The 14,946-nt window shown below is 69.5% G+C and carries 13 protein-coding genes; 9 read left to right on the top strand and 4 right to left on the bottom strand.

All coding sequences use genetic code 11. The features are described from left to right. Window positions 1–3: 3 nt before the first annotated feature. Both ACO2TI_RS20440 and tsaE read right to left on the bottom strand, forming a co-directional pair. Window positions 4–1,356: an N-acetylmuramoyl-L-alanine amidase gene (locus ACO2TI_RS20440; RefSeq protein ID WP_423287021.1), complete on the bottom strand. Its 1,353-nt coding sequence runs from the start codon at window positions 1,354–1,356 to the stop codon at window positions 4–6. Window positions 1,357–1,367: 11 nt separating this feature from the next. Beyond that, window positions 1,368–1,913 (bottom strand): tRNA (adenosine(37)-N6)-threonylcarbamoyltransferase complex ATPase subunit type 1 TsaE, encoded by a 546-nt coding sequence (gene tsaE, locus ACO2TI_RS20435; protein WP_423287020.1) that lies wholly within the window; start codon window positions 1,911–1,913, stop codon window positions 1,368–1,370. Here tsaE and queG point away from each other — a divergent pair. Next, a complete protein-coding gene (queG, locus tag ACO2TI_RS20430) occupies window positions 1,908–3,059 on the top strand; it encodes a tRNA epoxyqueuosine(34) reductase QueG (protein ID WP_423287019.1) in 1,152 nt (383 codons plus the stop codon). The genes tsaE and queG overlap by 6 nt on opposite strands. Here queG and ACO2TI_RS20425 read toward each other — a convergent pair. Continuing rightward, window positions 3,019–3,918 (bottom strand): AEC family transporter, encoded by a 900-nt coding sequence (locus ACO2TI_RS20425; RefSeq protein WP_423287018.1) that lies wholly within the window; start codon window positions 3,916–3,918, stop codon window positions 3,019–3,021. The genes queG and ACO2TI_RS20425 overlap by 41 nt on opposite strands. Window positions 3,919–4,071: 153 nt before the next feature. Between ACO2TI_RS20425 and ACO2TI_RS20420 the strand changes: the two genes are divergently transcribed. Genes ACO2TI_RS20420 through ACO2TI_RS20410 form a run of 3 tightly spaced genes read left to right on the top strand, consistent with a single transcriptional unit; the run spans window position 4,072 to window position 6,654 of the window. Beyond that, window positions 4,072–5,049 (top strand): tripartite tricarboxylate transporter substrate binding protein BugE, encoded by a 978-nt coding sequence (locus tag ACO2TI_RS20420; protein WP_423287017.1) that lies wholly within the window; start codon window positions 4,072–4,074, stop codon window positions 5,047–5,049. Between the two features lie 57 nt (window positions 5,050–5,106). Next, complete coding sequence (gene xerD / locus ACO2TI_RS20415; RefSeq protein ID WP_423287016.1) at window positions 5,107–6,027, top strand: site-specific tyrosine recombinase XerD; 921 nt, start codon at window positions 5,107–5,109, stop codon at window positions 6,025–6,027. A gap of 27 nt (window positions 6,028–6,054) precedes the next feature. Next, window positions 6,055–6,654 (top strand): MarC family protein, encoded by a 600-nt coding sequence (locus tag ACO2TI_RS20410; RefSeq protein WP_423287015.1) that lies wholly within the window; start codon window positions 6,055–6,057, stop codon window positions 6,652–6,654. Here ACO2TI_RS20410 and ACO2TI_RS20405 read toward each other — a convergent pair. Further along, on the bottom strand, window positions 6,633–7,478 hold the full coding sequence (locus ACO2TI_RS20405; RefSeq protein ID WP_423287014.1) for a ferritin-like domain-containing protein: 846 nt from the start codon (window positions 7,476–7,478) through the stop codon (window positions 6,633–6,635). The two genes, ACO2TI_RS20410 and ACO2TI_RS20405, sit on opposite strands and share 22 nt — an antisense overlap. 40 nt (window positions 7,479–7,518) lie before the next feature. Between ACO2TI_RS20405 and ACO2TI_RS20400 the strand changes: the two genes are divergently transcribed. From ACO2TI_RS20400 to lpdA, 5 genes are all read left to right on the top strand, one after another. Further along, window positions 7,519–8,052 (top strand): gamma carbonic anhydrase family protein, encoded by a 534-nt coding sequence (locus tag ACO2TI_RS20400; RefSeq protein WP_423287013.1) that lies wholly within the window; start codon window positions 7,519–7,521, stop codon window positions 8,050–8,052. Between the two features lie 85 nt (window positions 8,053–8,137). Then, window positions 8,138–9,106, top strand: coding sequence for an Hsp33 family molecular chaperone HslO (locus tag ACO2TI_RS20395; protein ID WP_423287012.1), 969 nt, complete (start codon window positions 8,138–8,140; stop codon window positions 9,104–9,106). Between the two features lie 175 nt (window positions 9,107–9,281). After that, window positions 9,282–12,140 carry a 2-oxoglutarate dehydrogenase E1 component gene (locus ACO2TI_RS20390; protein ID WP_423287011.1) on the top strand — a complete coding sequence of 953 codons (2,859 nt, stop codon included), beginning with the start codon at window positions 9,282–9,284 and terminating at the stop codon, window positions 12,138–12,140. 90 nt (window positions 12,141–12,230) lie between these two features. Next, entirely contained in the window at window positions 12,231–13,499 is a 1,269-nt protein-coding gene (odhB, locus tag ACO2TI_RS20385) for a 2-oxoglutarate dehydrogenase complex dihydrolipoyllysine-residue succinyltransferase (protein WP_423287010.1), read from the top strand. Window positions 13,500–13,517: 18 nt separating this feature from the next. After that, the gene (gene lpdA / locus ACO2TI_RS20380) at window positions 13,518–14,945 is read left to right on the top strand and encodes a dihydrolipoyl dehydrogenase (protein ID WP_423287009.1); all 1,428 of its coding nucleotides are present in this window, start codon (window positions 13,518–13,520) and stop codon (window positions 14,943–14,945) included. Window position 14,946: the final 1 nt, after the last annotated feature.

The following is a 14,946-nucleotide window of genomic DNA, read 5'->3' as shown; positions in this document are numbered from 1 at the left end:
TGCCTACAACGCGCGCTGCCGCGCCAGCGGCGGGTTCTTCGCGAAGTAGCGCTCGATGCCGCTCATCAGCGCCGACACGAGCTTGGACTGGTAGTCGCCGTCGCGCAGCTTGGCTTCTTCTTCCGGGTTGGAGATGAAGGCCGTCTCGACCAGGATCGAGGGAATGTCGGGCGCCTTGAGCACCGCGAAGCCGGCTTGCTCGACGCGCGGCTTGTGCAGCCGGCCGACCTGGCCGATGCGGCCCAGCACCTCGCTGCCCAGCCGCAGGCTGTCGCGGATCTGCGCCGAGGTGCTCATGTCGAGCAGCGCGCGCGTGACCGCGGCGTCCTTGGTCTTGATGTTGACGCCGCCCACGAGATCGGCGGCGTTCTCCTTCTGCGCCATCCAGCGCGCCTCGACGCTGCTGGCGCCCGATTCGCTGAGCGCGAACACCGAGGCGCCGCGCGCGTGCGGCTTGATGAAGGCGTCGGCGTGGATCGAGATGAAGAGGTCGGCCTGCACGCGCCGCGCCTTGCGAACGCGCTCGTGCAGCGGCACGAAGAAATCCGCGTCGCGCGTCAGGAAGGCGCGCATGCTGGGCTGGGCGTTGATGCGCTCGCGCAAGGCCAGCGCGACCTGCAGCACCACGTCCTTCTCTCGCAGGCCGCTGGGTCCGATCGCGCCCGGGTCCTCGCCGCCGTGGCCGGGATCGAGCGCGACGACGATCAGGCGCTCGGTGCCGCGCGGGCGCGAGGGCTCGGCCTCGATCGGCCGCGACGCGCCCGGGGCCGGCGCGGCGGTGCGTGGCGGACTCATCTTTCCGATGAACTCGCCGAGCGCGTCGCCGACCTCCGAGGCGGCGCGCTCGCTCGGCGTTGCCGCGCCCGGCGCGCTGTCGCGCGGCGGCGGGTCGCCGAGCCGGTCGGCGATCAGCGCGAGCAGCGGGTCGCGCTCGACGGTGGGGTAGAGGTCGAACACCAGCCGGTGGCCATAGGCCGCGACCGGTTCGAGCGAGAACACCTGCGGCGCGCTCGGCTGCTTGAGGTCGATCACCAGGCGCACGACGCGCGGCTGGTTCTGGCCGATGCGCACGCCGGCAATGAACGGGTCGTCGGAGGCGACCTTGCCGACCAACTCGCGCAGCTGCGGGCTGAGCTCGAGGCCTTCGATGTCGATCACGACGCGCTCGGGGCCGTGGGCGGTGAAGTGGCGCGCCGAGAGCCGCGCGTCGGACTCGAGCGTGACGCGCGTGTAGTCCTCGGCCGGCCACACGCGCACGGCCAAGAGCGTGGCGCCGTGAGCGAGCTGCAGCGGCCCGAGCGCGAGCACGAGCAGGCCGCCTTTCGAGAGGCGGGCGAGGGCGGTGCGGCGGTCCATCGGGCCGCGCCTCACAGCCGCAGCGGCGCGCAGCCGCGTTCGAGCAGCGCGCGCCCGCGCTCGGTGTGCGCGGTGTGCAGCACGCGGCGCGCGGATTCGCGGTCGGGGTCGGGGTCGGTCTCGATCGCGATCACGAGGTCGGGTTGCGGGCGCGCGTCGCCGGCGTTCTCGGCCCACTCCACCAGCTTGAGGCCAGGGCCCGCGAAAACCTCGCGAAAGCCCGCGTCTTCCCATTCGCGCGGGTCGCCGAAGCGGTAGAAGTCGAAGTGGAAGGCTTGGCGCGGCTGGCCGTCGGCGCCCCTCCAGTTGTGCGGCTCGACCACCGCGTAGCTCGGGCTCTTGATGCGGCCGGCCACGCCGAGCGCGCGCAGCAAATGGCGCGTGAAGGTGGTCTTGCCGGCGCCCAGCGGGCCCTGGAGTTCGATGCAGACGTCGCGAAGCGGCGCAGAACCCGCGGGCGCCTGATCCAGCGCATGCGCCAGCGCATGGGCGCGGGCGGCGCAATCGGTCTCGTCGGACCAGTGTTCGTGTCGCGTTCCTAGAATCTGGGCATGCATCCCGAAGCGCTGCGCGCCGACGTCACCGGTCAAGACCCGCAGGTCCTGCTCGACGACTTGCGCGCCTGGGCCAAGACGCTGGGATTCTCCCAGATCGGCGTGGCCGATGTGGACCTTCGCGCGGCCGAGCCGGGGCTGCTTGCATGGCTTGCGGCCGGCTTCCACGGCTCGATGGACTACATGGCCGCGCACGGCCTCAAGCGCGCGCGCCCGGCCGAGCTGGTGCCGGGCACGGTGCGCGTGATCACGGCGCGCATGGACTACCTGCCCACCACGGCGCCCGAGGGCTGGCAGGCGATCGAGTTCGATCGCCTCGCGCGGCCCGGCGCCGCGGCAGTCTCGATGTACGCGCGCGGTCGCGACTATCACAAGGTGCTGCGCCAGCGCCTGCAAAGGCTCGCCGACCGGCTGCGCGAGCGCATCGGGCCGTTCGGCCACCGCGTGTTCACCGACTCGGCTCCGGTGCTGGAAGTGGAGCTCGCGCAGCGCAGCGGCATCGGCTGGCGCGGGCAGCACACCTTGCTGCTGTCGCGCGAGGCCGGCTCCACCTTCTTTCTCGGCGAGATCTACGTCGACCTTGCGCTGCCTCTGACCGAGCCGGTGCAGCCGCACTGCGGCAGCTGCCGTGCCTGCATCGACGTGTGCCCGACGCAGGCCATCGTCGCCGCGCAGCGGCTCGATGCGCGGCGCTGCATCTCGTACCTCACGATCGAACACGATGGGCCGATCCCGCTCGAGCTGCGTGCGGCGATGGGCAACCGCATCTATGGCTGCGACGACTGCCAGCTGGTCTGCCCCTGGAACAAGTTCGCGCAGCGCGCGGCGCTGCCCGACTTCGACGTGCGCGAACAGCTCGCCGACCCGATGCTGCTCGAGCTGTGGCGCTGGAGCGAGGCCGAGTTCCTGCGCCACACCGAAGGCAGCGCGATCCGCCGCATCGGCCACGAGCGCTGGCAGCGCAACCTCGCGGTCGCGCTGGGCAACGCGTGGCGCGACCGCGGCGACGAGGCCTTTGCGCAGGCGCTGGCGCACGCGCGCGATGCCGCGACGCCGCTGGTGCGCGAGCACATCGACTGGGCGCTGGCCCAGCGCGAACGGCCTTCGGCTACAGCGCGTGCTGCAGGGCCAGCCAGGCCGGCAGCGTGAGCATGCCCAGCAGCGTCGACATCGTCACCAGCCCGGCCGTGAACGGGCCGTGGCCGCCCATGCGGATCGCCAGCACGTAGGCGCTCGAGGCGGTCGGCATCGCCGCGAACGCGAGCAGCACCATGCGCTGGCCGGCCGGCAGCGCGAACGCATGGCCCAGCAGCAGGCCGGCGACCGGCAGCGCCGCGTGGCGGATCGACAGGAAGCCTGCCGCCAGCCAGGGCGCGGCCGCGAGGCCGCCAAGCTGCAGGCCGGCCCCGACGGCCATCAGGCCCAACGGCAGCGCGGCATTGCCGATGCGCTGCAACACCACGCCGACCGGCTCGGGCAGGGTGAGTCCGGCCAGGTTGGCCACGAGGCCGGCAACCGTGCTGACGATCAGCGGGTTGCGCATCAACTCGCGGCCGTAGTGCTGGCCGCCATGGCGCGCGAGCGGATAGACCGCGGCGACGTTGCACACCGGCACCGCCACCGCGACCAGCAGCGCCATCCATGCCACGCCTGGCGGACCGGCCAGGCGCTCGGCCAGCGCCAGCGCGACATAGGAGTTGAAGCGAAACGCGGTCTGCGCACCGGAGGCGTGCAGCCGGGCATCGACGCCGGGCCAGCGCTTGAGTGCGTAGGCCAGAGCGATGCCCAGCCCCACGGTCGCGAGGCCGCCGGCGGCGAGCGTTGCCGTCTCGCCGGGGCGAAGCGGGCTGCGCACGATGGACGTGAACAGCAGCACCGGGAACAGCAGGTAGTAGACGAGCTTCTCGGCCGACTCCCAGACCGTGCGGTTGAGCGGCGTGTAGCGGCAGACGACAAAGCCGCAGACGATGAGCAGGAAATCGGGCAGCAGCAGGAGAAGATCGCGCATGCGCCGAGGTTAACTGCCGCGAAGCGCGACCCTGGGGCTTACCATGATCGCGGGCACTTCACGCTGCGGGCAGAGTCCGACCGCGTCGAGCGGGCGACCGCCTCATCCGACCGCATCGAGCGGTCGGTTGTCTCATCTTTCCAAGGAGCATTCATGACCCTAGCCACTCGCCGAACCGTTCTTGCCCTGGCCGCGCTGGCGCTGGGCGCCGCGTCCGCGGCCCATGCGCAGAGCTATCCGAGCAAGCCGGTCCGGCTGGTGGTGCCGTTCGCGCCCGGCGGCACCACCGACATCGTCGCGCGCGTGATCGCCGAGAAGATCAACGGCCCGCTGGGCCAGACCATGGTCGTCGACAACAAGGCCGGCGGCGGCGGCATCATCGGCGCGGCCGAGATCGCCAAGTCGGCGCCCGACGGCTACACGATCGGCATGGCCACCGTGTCGACCACGGCCTCCAACCCGGCCGTGAACCCGAAGACGCCGTACAACCCGCTGACCGACTTCACGTCGATCATCAACATCGCGGCCACGCCCAACGTGATCGCGGTGCACCCGAGCTTTCCGGCCAAGGACTACAAGAGCTTCGTCGAGGTGCTGAAGAAGAACCCCGGCAAGTACAGCTTCGCGAGCTCGGGCACCGGCGGCATCGGCCACCTGCAGATGGAGCTCTACAAGAGCCTGGCGGGCGTGTTCGTGACGCACATTCCATACCGCGGTGCGGGCCCGGCGCTCAACGACACGGTGGCCGGCCAGGTGCCGATGATCTTCGACAATCTGCCCTCGGCGCTGCCATTCATCAAGGACGGCCGCCTGGTGCCGATCGTCGTCGCCGCGCCCGAGCGGCTGGCCGTGCTGCCCAACGTGCCGACCTTCAAGGAAGTGGGCCTGGAGCCGGTGAACCGCATGGCTTACTACGGCTTCCACGGCCCCAAGGGTTTGCCGAAGGAGGTGGTCGACAAGCTCAACGCCGCGGTGAAGAAGACCCTGGAAGACCCGGCGGTGCGCAAGCGCATCGAGGACACCGGCTCGCTGATCGTTGCCAACACGCCGGAGCAGTTCGCGGCACAGGCCAAGGCCGAGTTCGAGGTCTACAAGAAGGTGGTCGACCAGCAGAAGCTGAAGCTGGACTGACGTTCGTGCACCCTCTCCCGCACGCGGGAGAGGGCTTCTTCGGGACAAGCGCGCTTCGTGAAGGAAGACATTCCAGACCCGCTCGGTCTCGAAAGCGCCGCGGCCATCGACGCCTTCGCCGATGCGCTGTGGATCGAGGAGGGCCTGTCGGCCAACACGCTGGCCGCTTACCGGCGCGATCTGACGCTGCTGGCGCGCTGGCTCGCCGCGAACGGCGGCAAGGCGCTCGACGCGACCACCGAGAACGACCTGCGCGCCTATGCCGTCGCGCGCCACGAAGGTTCGAAGGCCTCGAGCACGAACCGGCGCCTCACGGTCTTCAAGCGCTATTTCCGCTGGGCCCTGCGCGAGCATCGCGTCGCGGCCGACCCGACGCTGAAGCTTTCGCCGGCGAAGCAGCCGCTGCGCGTGCCCAAGACGCTGACCGAGGCGCATGTCGAGGCGCTGCTCGCCGCGCCCGAGGTCGACACGCCGCTGGGCCTGCGCGACCGCGCGATGCTCGAGCTGATGTATGCCAGCGGCCTGCGCGTGAGCGAGCTGGTCGCGCTCAAGAGCGTTCACGTCGGGCTCAACGAAGCGGCGCTGCGCGTCACCGGCAAGGGCAGCAAGGAGCGCATGGTGCCGTTCGGCGAGGAGGCGCATGCCTGGCTCACGCGCTACCTGAACGAGGGCCGGTCCGCGATCCTCGACGGCCAGCGCAGCGATGCGCTGTTCGTCACCGCGCGCGGCGCCGCGATGACGCGCCAGGCTTTCTGGCTGCTGATCAAGAAGCATGCGCGCGCGGCCGGCATCGCGGTGCCGCTGTCGCCGCACACGCTGCGCCACGCCTTCGCGACGCACCTGCTCAACCACGGCGCCGACTTGCGCGCGGTGCAGATGCTGCTCGGCCACGCCGACATCTCGACGACGACGATCTACACCCACGTGGCGCGCGAGCGGCTCAAGACGCTGCATGCGCAGCACCATCCGCGCGGCTGACGCGGTGGGCGGCGACAATCGCCGCCCATGGACCACAGCTTCCTCTCCGCCCTCGTCCTCCTGCTCCTGGTCCTCGACCCCTTCGGCAGCCTGCCGATCTTCATCTCGGTGCTGGGCAAGGTGCCGCGCTCGCGCCGCCCGACGGTCGCGATCCGCGAGGTGCTGATCGCCTTCGGCGTGCTGGTGGCGTTCATGTTCGGCGGCCAGCATTTCCTCGCGCTGATGCACCTCTCGGAGCGCTCGCTCGAGGTGGCCGGTGGCGTGATCCTGCTGATCATCGCGATCCGCATGATCTTCAGCCACGGCGAGATCTACGCCTCCGAAGGCGGCACGAAGGAGCCGTTCATCTTTCCGCTCGCGGTGCCGCTGCTGGCCGGGCCGTCGGCGATGGCCACCGTGCTGCTGCTGGCCTCGCGCCAGCCGGACAAGACCTGGCAGTGGATCGGCGCGCTGACCGTGGCGATGCTGATCAGCGGCACCGTGCTGCTCGCGGCCGACCGGCTGCGGCGCTGGCTGGGCTCGTCGATGGTCTCGGCGATCGAGAAGCTGATGGGCCTGGTGCTGACCGCGATCGCGGTCGAGATGATCCTCGCCGGCCTGAAGCGCTATTTCGTCGGCACGCTGTAGTCTTGCCGCAGCCAGGCGAGCTCGTCCTCGCTGAAGCCGGCCGCCTCGCGCGCGGCCAGGTTGAACGGCGGGCGCGGTCTGGGCGCCTCGTAGCGCGCCGCCAGTTGCGGGTACAGCGCCACCGGATCGAGCCCGGCGCGCTCGCACAGCCAGCGGTACCAGCGGTTGCCGATCGCTACGTGCCCGACCTCGTCGCGCAGGATCACCGCCAGGATCTCGACTGCGCGCGCATCGCCCGCCTGCGCGAACTTCTTCTGCAGCGGCGGCGTCGCGTCGAGGCCGCGCGCTTCCAGCGTGCGCGGCACCAGCGCCATGCGCGCGAGCACGTCGTGCGCGGTTTTGGCGGTCATGCTCCACAGGCCGTCGTGGGCCGGGAAGTCGCCGTAGTCGTGGCCGTGCGCGAGCAGGTGCTCGCGCAGCAGCGTGAAATGCAGCGCCTCCTCGCCGGCGACCTGGACCCAGTCGCGGTAGAAGGCCGCGGGCAGGCCGGGAAAGCGCCACACCGCATCGAGCGCGAGATTGATCGCGTTGAACTCGATGTGCGCGATCGCGTGCAGCAGTGCCGCGCGGCCCTCGCGCGTGGCGGGCGAGCGCGTGGGCACCTGCTTGGGCTCGACCAGCGGTGGCCGCTCGGGCCGCCCGGGCAGGGCGCCGGCCGGCTCGAGCACCGCGGCGGTGTCGAGCGCCAGGCTGTCGCGCTGTGCCAGCAGCGCGCGCGCCGCGGCGGCCTTGGCGGGCGGGTCGCGCAGCTCGAGCACCTGGAGCGCCTGGCGCCGCAGCTCGGGCAGCGCGGACGAAGACGGCCTTGCGGCATCGGGGGACATGGCAGCCATCCTTAAAATTATCCCTTTGCCGGAGTTCCGCATGGCCTTGTTCCAGCTCGACGACCGTGTGCCGCAGGTGCACGCCAGCGCCTACGTGGCCGACAGCGCGGAGCTGATCGGCGCGGTCGTCATCGGCGAGGGCGCGAGCGTGTGGTCCAACGTGACGATGCGCGGCGACAACGAGCCCATCGTGCTGGGACGCCACTCCAACGTGCAGGAGTCGAGCGTGCTGCACACCGATCCGGGCCATCCGCTGTCGATTGGCGAGCGCGTCACGGTGGGCCACCAGGCCATGCTGCACGGCTGCCAGATCGGCGATGGCGCGCTGATCGGCATCCAGGCGGTGGTGCTCAACGGCGCGAAGATCGGGCGCAACTGCCTCGTGGGCGCCGGCGCCCTGGTCACCGAGGGCAAGGTGTTCGAGGACGGCATGCTGATCCTCGGCAGCCCCGCCAAGGCGGTGCGGCCGCTGACCGAGGAGGAGATCGCCAAAATGCAGCGCGGCACGCAGACCTACGTCGATCGGGCGCAGCGCTACAAGACCTCGCTCAAGCGCCTCGGGGAAGCGCGATGAGCCCGGCGCCGAGCCGCCTCAAGCAGGGCTCCGCCCCCTCGGGGGGCAGCGCAGCGGCGCAGCCGCAAGCGTGGGGGCCGTCTTCATGAGCGAGCTGCACAAGTTCATCTTCGAAGGCCTGCCGGTGCGCGGCATGCTGGTGCGCCTGACCGACGCGTGGGTCGAGCTGCTCAGGCGCCGCGAGGCGGCCGGCGGCTATCCGGCGCCGGTGCGCGCGCTGCTCGGCGAGATGGCCGCCGCCGGCGTGCTGATGCAGTCGAACATCAAGTTCGACGGCGCGCTGATCCTGCAGATCCAGGGCGACGGCCCGGTCAAGCTGGCGGTCGCCGAAGTGAAGTCCGACCTGGCGCTGCGCGCCACCGCGACGCTGGCGGGCGAGATCGCCGAAGACGCGCGGCTCGAGGCGCTGGTCAATGCGCACGGGCGCGGGCGCTGTGCGATCACGCTCGACCCCAAGGATCGCAAGCCCGGCGTCCAGCCCTACCAGGGCATCGTTCCCCTGCATGGCGATCACCGCGAGCCGCTGCAGGACATCGCCCAGGTGCTCGAACACTACATGCTGCAGTCGGAGCAGCTCGACACGCGCCTCGTGCTGGCCGCGAACGACCAGGTCGCCGCCGGCCTGCTGATCCAGCGTCTGCCGATCGAAGGCGAGGGCAATCTCGAACGCTTGGCGCGCGAGGACGAGATCGGCTTGTCGGAGGGCTTCAATCGCATCGCGCACCTGGCGGCCACGCTGACGCGCGAGGAGCTGCTGACGCTGGACGCGAACACCATCTTGCGCAGGCTGTTTTGGGAAGAGCGCATGCAGCGCTTCGAGCCGCTGTCGGGCGCCAACGGCCCCCGCTTCGCCTGCAGCTGCTCGCGGGACAAGGTCTCGGCGATGCTGCGCGGCCTCGGGCGCGACGAGATCGAGGCGCTGATCGACGAGCGCGGCGCCGCCGAGGTGGCTTGCGAGTTCTGCGGCGCGCAGTACCGCTTCGACGCGGTCGACGCGGCGGACCTCTTCACCCCCGGACGCAACCAGGCGCCGCGGTCGTCCACCCTGCATTGAGCGGCGTCAGGCGTGCAGTGCTACAGTCACGCCCGACTCCATCGGTCCTTCCCGTCCCCTTCCTGGTTTCAACTCAGTAAGGCGGGTCGCAATCCGCCAACCGGTCAAGCCGTGTCGCGGAAGGTTCAATAACCAGCCATGAGCTCCGGAAACCGGGGCGAAAGGTGAGCGAGAAATGATGCAACAGTACCGGGCGAACTCGTACCTGTTCGGCGGGAACGCGCCGTACGTCGAGGAACTCTACGAGGCCTACCTCGACAACCCGGGATCCGTCCCGGACAACTGGCGTTCGTACTTCGACGCCCTGCAGAACGTGCCCGCGGTCGACGGCTCCGAAAGCCGTGACGTCGCGCATGCGCCCGTCGTCGAATCCTTTGCTCAGCGCGCCAAGGCCAACGCCTTCGCCGTCAAGGCCAGCGCGGCCGAGCTGGCCGTCGCGCGCAAGCAGGTCCATGTCCAGTCGCTGATCGCCGCGTACCGCTCGCTGGGCGCGCGCTGGGCCGACCTCGACCCGCTCAAGCGCCAGGAGCGCCCCAAGATTCCCGAGCTGGAGCCGGCGTTCTACGACCTGACCGAGTCCGACATGGACATCACGTTCAGCGCGACGAACACCTACTTCACGACCGCCGAACAGCAGACGCTGCGCGAGATCCTGCAGGCGCTGCGCGAGACCTACTGCGGCACCATCGGTGCCGAGTTCATGCACATCACGGATCCGACCGAGAAGCGCTGGTGGCAGGAGCGGCTCGAGTCGATCCGCGCCAAGCCCAGCTTCTCGCCGGACAAGAAGCGCCACATCCTCGACCGCCTGACCGCCGCCGAGGGCCTGGAGCGCTACCTGCACACCAAGTACGTCGGCCAGAAGCGCTTCTCGCTCGAAGGCGGCGAGAGCTTCATCGCCTCGATGGACGAGCTCATCCAGCGCGGCGGCGAGAAGGGCGTGCAGGAGTTCGTGATCGGCATGGCCCACCGCGGCCGCCTCAACGTGCTGGTCAACACCCTGGGCAAGATGCCCAAGGACCTGTTTGCCGAGTTCGACCACACCGCCAAGGAAGACCTGCCGGCCGGCGACGTGAAGTACCACCAGGGCTTCTCGAGCGACGTCACCACGCCTGGCGGCCCGGTCCACTTGAGCCTGGCCTTCAACCCCTCGCACCTGGAGATCGTCAACCCGGTGGTCGAGGGTTCGGTCAAGGCGCGCCTCGACCGCCGGGGCGACACGGACGGCGTCTCGGTGCTGCCGGTGCTGGTGCACGGCGACGCCGCGTTCGCCGGGCAGGGCGTGGTGATGGAGACGCTGGCGCTGGCGCAAACGCGCGGCTACTACACCGGCGGCACGCTGCACATCGTCATCAACAACCAGATCGGCTTCACCACCAGCGACCCGCGTGACACGCGCTCGACGCTGTACTGCTCGGACGTCGTCAAGATGATCGAGGCGCCGGTGCTGCACGTGAACGGCGACGACCCGGAAGCGGTCGTGCTGTGCACCCAGCTCGCGCTCGAGTACCGCCAGCAGTTCAACAAGGACGTGGTGGTCGACATCGTCTGCTTCCGCAAGCTGGGCCACAACGAGCAGGACACGCCGAGCCTGACCCAGCCGCTGATGTACAAGAAGATCAGCCAGCATCCCGGCACCCGCAAGCTGTACGCAGACAAGCTGGTGGCGCAGGGCGTGCTGGGCGCCGACGGCCCCGACGCGATGGTCAAGGCCTTCCGCGCCGCGATGGACGCGGGCAAGCACACCGTCGATCCGGTGCTGACCAACTACAAGAGCAAGTACGCGGTCGACTGGAGCCCCTTCCTCGGCAAGAAGTGGACCGACGCGGCCGACACCGCGATCCCGGTCGCCGAGTTCAAGCGCCTGGCCGAGCGCATCACGACCATTCCGGCCAACTTCAAGGTGCATCCGCTGGTCGAGAAGGTCATTGCCGATCGCGCCGCGATGGGCCGCGGCGAGATCAACATCGACTGGGGCATGGGCGAGCACATGGCCTTCGCCTCGCTGGTGGCCAGTGGCTACCCGGTGCGCCTGTCCGGCGAGGACAGCGGGCGGGGCACTTTCACGCACCGCCACGCGGTGCTGCACGACCAGAACCGCGAGAAGTTCGACGAAGGCTTCTTCATCCCGCTGCAGCACGTGGCCGAGGGCCAGGCGCCGTTCGTGGTGATCGACTCGATCCTGTCGGAAGAAGCGGTGCTCGGCTTCGAGTACGGCTATGCGAGCGCCGACCCGAACACGCTGACGATCTGGGAGGCGCAGTTCGGTGATTTCGTCAACGGCGCGCAGGTCGTGATCGACCAGTTCATCGCCTCGGGCGAGGTCAAGTGGGGCCGCGCCAACGGCCTGACGCTGATGCTGCCGCACGGCTACGAAGGCCAGGGCCCCGAGCACAGCTCGGCGCGCCTGGAGCGCTTCATGCAGCTGGCCGCGGACAACAACATGCAGGTCGTGCAGCCCACCACGGCGAGCCAGATCTTCCACGTGCTGCGCCGCCAGCAGGTGCGCATGTTCCGCAAGCCGCTGGTCATCATGACCCCGAAGTCGCTGCTGCGGAACAAGGACGCGACCTCTCCGCTGTCCGAGTTCACCAAGGGCGAGTTCCGCACCGTGATCGGCGAGCTCGACGCCGCGATCGATGCCGCCAAGGTCAAGCGCGTGATCGCTTGCTCGGGCAAGGTCTACTACGACCTGGTCAAGAAGCGCGAGGAGAAGAAGGCCGCCGACGTCGCGGTCATTCGCGTCGAACAGCTCTACCCGTTCCCGCACAAGGCCTTTGCGGCTGAGCTCAAGAAGTACCCGAACCTGACCGAGATCGTGTGGTGCCAGGACGAGCCGCAGAACCAGGGCGCCTGGTTCTTCGTGCAGCACTACATCCACGAGAACATGGCCGACGGCCAGAAGCTCGGCTACGCCGGTCGTGCTGCCTCGGCCTCGCCGGCGGTGGGCTACGCCCACCTGCACCAGGAGCAGCAGAAGGCGCTGCTCGACCAGGCCTTCAACAAGCTCAAGGGCTTCGTCCTGACCAAGTGAGTTCGGTGAGGCGCGCGAGCGCCAACGCCAGCGGCTGCGCGCCGCTGGCGGCCCACCTGCTCAACCCCACCGAACACAGCGAAAAACATCATGGCAATCATTGACGTCAAGGTTCCCCAGCTGAGCGAGTCCGTGGCCGAGGCCACCCTGCTGCAGTGGAAGAAGAAGCCCGGCGAGGCGGTCGCGGTCGACGAGATCCTGATCGAGATCGAGACCGACAAGGTCGTGCTCGAAGTCCCCGCGCCCTCGGCCGGCGTGCTGGCTCAGATCGTCAAGAACGACGGCGAGACCTGCGTGAGCGACGAAGTCATCGCGAAGATCGACACCGAAGGCACGGCCGCCGCCGCGGCGCCTGCCGCAGCGGCCGCGCCCGCCGCCGCGCCGGCCGCCGCCCCTGCGGTGGCAGCCGCGGCCGTCGGCGGCAGCAAGGCCGGCGTCGCGATGCCGGCCGCCGCCAAGCTGCTGGCCGATCACAACCTGTCGGCCGGCCAGGTTGCCGGCACCGGCCGCGACGGCCGCGTGACCAAGGGCGACGTGCTGAGCGTGATCGAAGGCGGTGCCAAGCCGGCCGTCGCGGCGCCGGTGGCCGCGCCGGTCGCGGCCGCGGTGGCCAAGCCGCTGCCGGCCGTCGCCGCACCGGTGGCGCAGAACCTGGGCGATCGCCCCGAGCAGCGCGTGCCGATGTCGCGCCTGCGCGCGCGCGTCGCCGAGCGCCTGCTGCAGTCGCAGGCCACCAATGCCATCCTGACCACGTTCAACGAAGTGAACATGGCTCCGGTGATGGAGATGCGCAAGCGCTTCCAGGAGAAGTTCGAGAAGGAGCACGGCGTCAAGATCGGCTTCATGAGCTTCTTCGTGAAGGCCGCGGTCGCCGCGCTCAAGAAGTACCCGGTGCTCAACGCCTCGGTCGACGGCAACGACATCGTCTACCACGGCTACTTCGACATCGGCATCGCGGTCGGCTCGCCGCGCGGCCTCGTCGTGCCCATCCTGCGCAATGCCGACCAGATGAGCTTTGCCGACATCGAGAAGAAGATCGCCGAGTTCGGCCAGAAGGCCAAGGACGGCAAGCTCTCGCTCGACGACCTCTCGGGCGGCACCTTCTCGATCTCCAACGGCGGCGTGTTCGGCTCGATGCTCTCCACGCCGATCATCAACCCGCCGCAATCGGCGATCCTCGGCGTGCATGCGACCAAGGACCGCGCGGTCGTGGAGAACGGCCAGGTCGTCGTGCGCCCGATCAACTACCTCGCGATGTCCTACGACCACCGCATCATCGACGGCCGCGAAGCCGTGCTGGGCCTGGTGGCGATGAAGGAAGCGCTGGAAGACCCGGCGCGCCTGCTGTTCGACATCTAAGCCGAGGCCCAACACACCATGAGCAAGCAATTCGACGTCGTCGTGATCGGCGGCGGCCCCGGCGGCTACATCGCGGCGATCCGCGCCGCGCAGCTCGGCTTCAACGTCGCCTGCATCGACGACTGGAAGAATGCCAAGGGCGGCCCGGCCCCGGGCGGCACCTGCACGAACGTCGGCTGCATTCCCTCGAAAGCGCTGCTGCAGTCGAGCGAGCACTTCGAGCATGCCGGCCACCACTTCGCCGACCACGGCATCGGGCTCAAGGACTTGAGCATCGATGTCGCCAAGATGCTCGGCCGCAAGGACACCGTCGTGAAGCAGAACAACGACGGCATCCTCTACCTGTTCAAGAAGAACAAGGTCAGCTTCTTCCACGGCCGCGGCTCGTTCGCCGCTGCGAAGGAGGGCGCCTACGAGATCAAGGTCGCCGGTGCCGCCGAGGAGACGCTGGTCGCCAAGCAGGTGATCGTCGCCACCGGCTCGAACCCGCGCGCGCTGCCGGGTGCCGCGTTCGACGAGGAGAACATCCTCAGCAACGACGGCGCGCTGCGCATCCCGGCAGTGCCCAAGACGCTGGGCGTGATCGGCTCCGGCGTGATCGGCCTCGAGATGGGCTCGGTGTGGCGTCGCCTCGGCGCCGACGTGACCGTGCTCGAAGCGCTGCCGACCTTCCTCGGCGCGGTCGACGAGCAGATCGCCAAGGAAGCGCACAAGGCCTTCACCAAGCAGGGCCTGAAGATCGAGCTGGGCATCAAGATCGCCGAGGTGAAGAACGCCAAGGGTGGCGTGACGGTGTCGTACGCCGACGCCAAGGGCGAGGCGAAGACGCTCACGGTCGACAAGCTGATCGTCTCGATCGGCCGCGTGCCCAACACCAACGGCCTCAATGCGGAAGCGGTGGGCCTCAAGCTCGACGAGCGCGGCGCGATCGCCGTCGACGACGAGTGCAAGACCAACCTGCCGGGCGTGTGGGCGATCGGCGACGTGGTGCGCGGCCCGATGCTGGCGCACAAGGCCGAGGAAGAGGGCGTCGCGGTGGCCGAGCGCATCGCCGGCCAGCACGGCCACGTCAACTTCAACACCATCCCGTGGGTGATCTACACCTCGCCCGAGATCGCGTGGGTGGGCCAGACCGAGCAGCAGCTCAAGGCCGCGGGGCGCGCCTACAAGGCCGGCACGTTCCCGTTCATGGCCAACGGCCGCGCGCGCGCGCTGGGCGACACGACCGGCATGGTGAAGTTCCTCGCCGACGCCAAGACCGACGAGATCCTCGGCGTGCACATCGTCGGCCCCTTCGCCAGCGAGCTGATCTCCGAAGCCGTGGTCGCGATGGAGTTCAAGGCCAGCGCCGAGGACATTGCACGCATCTGCCACGCGCATCCGTCGCTCAGCGAGGCGACCAAGGAGGCCGCACTCGCGGTCGACAAGCGCACGCTGAACTTCTAAG

Origin of the sequence: Caldimonas sp. KR1-144, from assembly GCF_049446155.1 — a bacterium.
Taxonomy (GTDB): domain Bacteria; phylum Pseudomonadota; class Gammaproteobacteria; order Burkholderiales; family Burkholderiaceae_C; genus Rivibacter.
This window is presented reverse-complemented; position numbering and strand designations above follow the sequence as displayed.

Excerpts from the sequence above, each read along its gene's own strand:
- ACO2TI_RS20440 (WP_423287021.1), bottom strand. The coding sequence starts at position 1,356 with ATGGACCGCCGCACCGCCCTCGCCCGCCTCTCGAAAGGCGGCCTGCTC.
- queG (WP_423287019.1), top strand. The coding sequence starts at position 1,908 with ATGCATCCCGAAGCGCTGCGCGCCGACGTCACCGGTCAAGACCCGCAG.
- tsaE (WP_423287020.1), bottom strand. The coding sequence starts at position 1,913 with ATGCATGCCCAGATTCTAGGAACGCGACACGAACACTGGTCCGACGAG.
- ACO2TI_RS20425 (WP_423287018.1), bottom strand. The coding sequence starts at position 3,918 with ATGCGCGATCTTCTCCTGCTGCTGCCCGATTTCCTGCTCATCGTCTGC.
- ACO2TI_RS20420 (WP_423287017.1), top strand. The coding sequence starts at position 4,072 with ATGACCCTAGCCACTCGCCGAACCGTTCTTGCCCTGGCCGCGCTGGCG.
- ACO2TI_RS20410 (WP_423287015.1), top strand. The coding sequence starts at position 6,055 with ATGGACCACAGCTTCCTCTCCGCCCTCGTCCTCCTGCTCCTGGTCCTC.
- ACO2TI_RS20405 (WP_423287014.1), bottom strand. The coding sequence starts at position 7,478 with ATGTCCCCCGATGCCGCAAGGCCGTCTTCGTCCGCGCTGCCCGAGCTG.
- ACO2TI_RS20400 (WP_423287013.1), top strand. The coding sequence starts at position 7,519 with ATGGCCTTGTTCCAGCTCGACGACCGTGTGCCGCAGGTGCACGCCAGC.
- ACO2TI_RS20395 (WP_423287012.1), top strand. The coding sequence starts at position 8,138 with ATGAGCGAGCTGCACAAGTTCATCTTCGAAGGCCTGCCGGTGCGCGGC.
- ACO2TI_RS20390 (WP_423287011.1), top strand. The coding sequence starts at position 9,282 with ATGATGCAACAGTACCGGGCGAACTCGTACCTGTTCGGCGGGAACGCG.
- odhB (WP_423287010.1), top strand. The coding sequence starts at position 12,231 with ATGGCAATCATTGACGTCAAGGTTCCCCAGCTGAGCGAGTCCGTGGCC.
- lpdA (WP_423287009.1), top strand. The coding sequence starts at position 13,518 with ATGAGCAAGCAATTCGACGTCGTCGTGATCGGCGGCGGCCCCGGCGGC.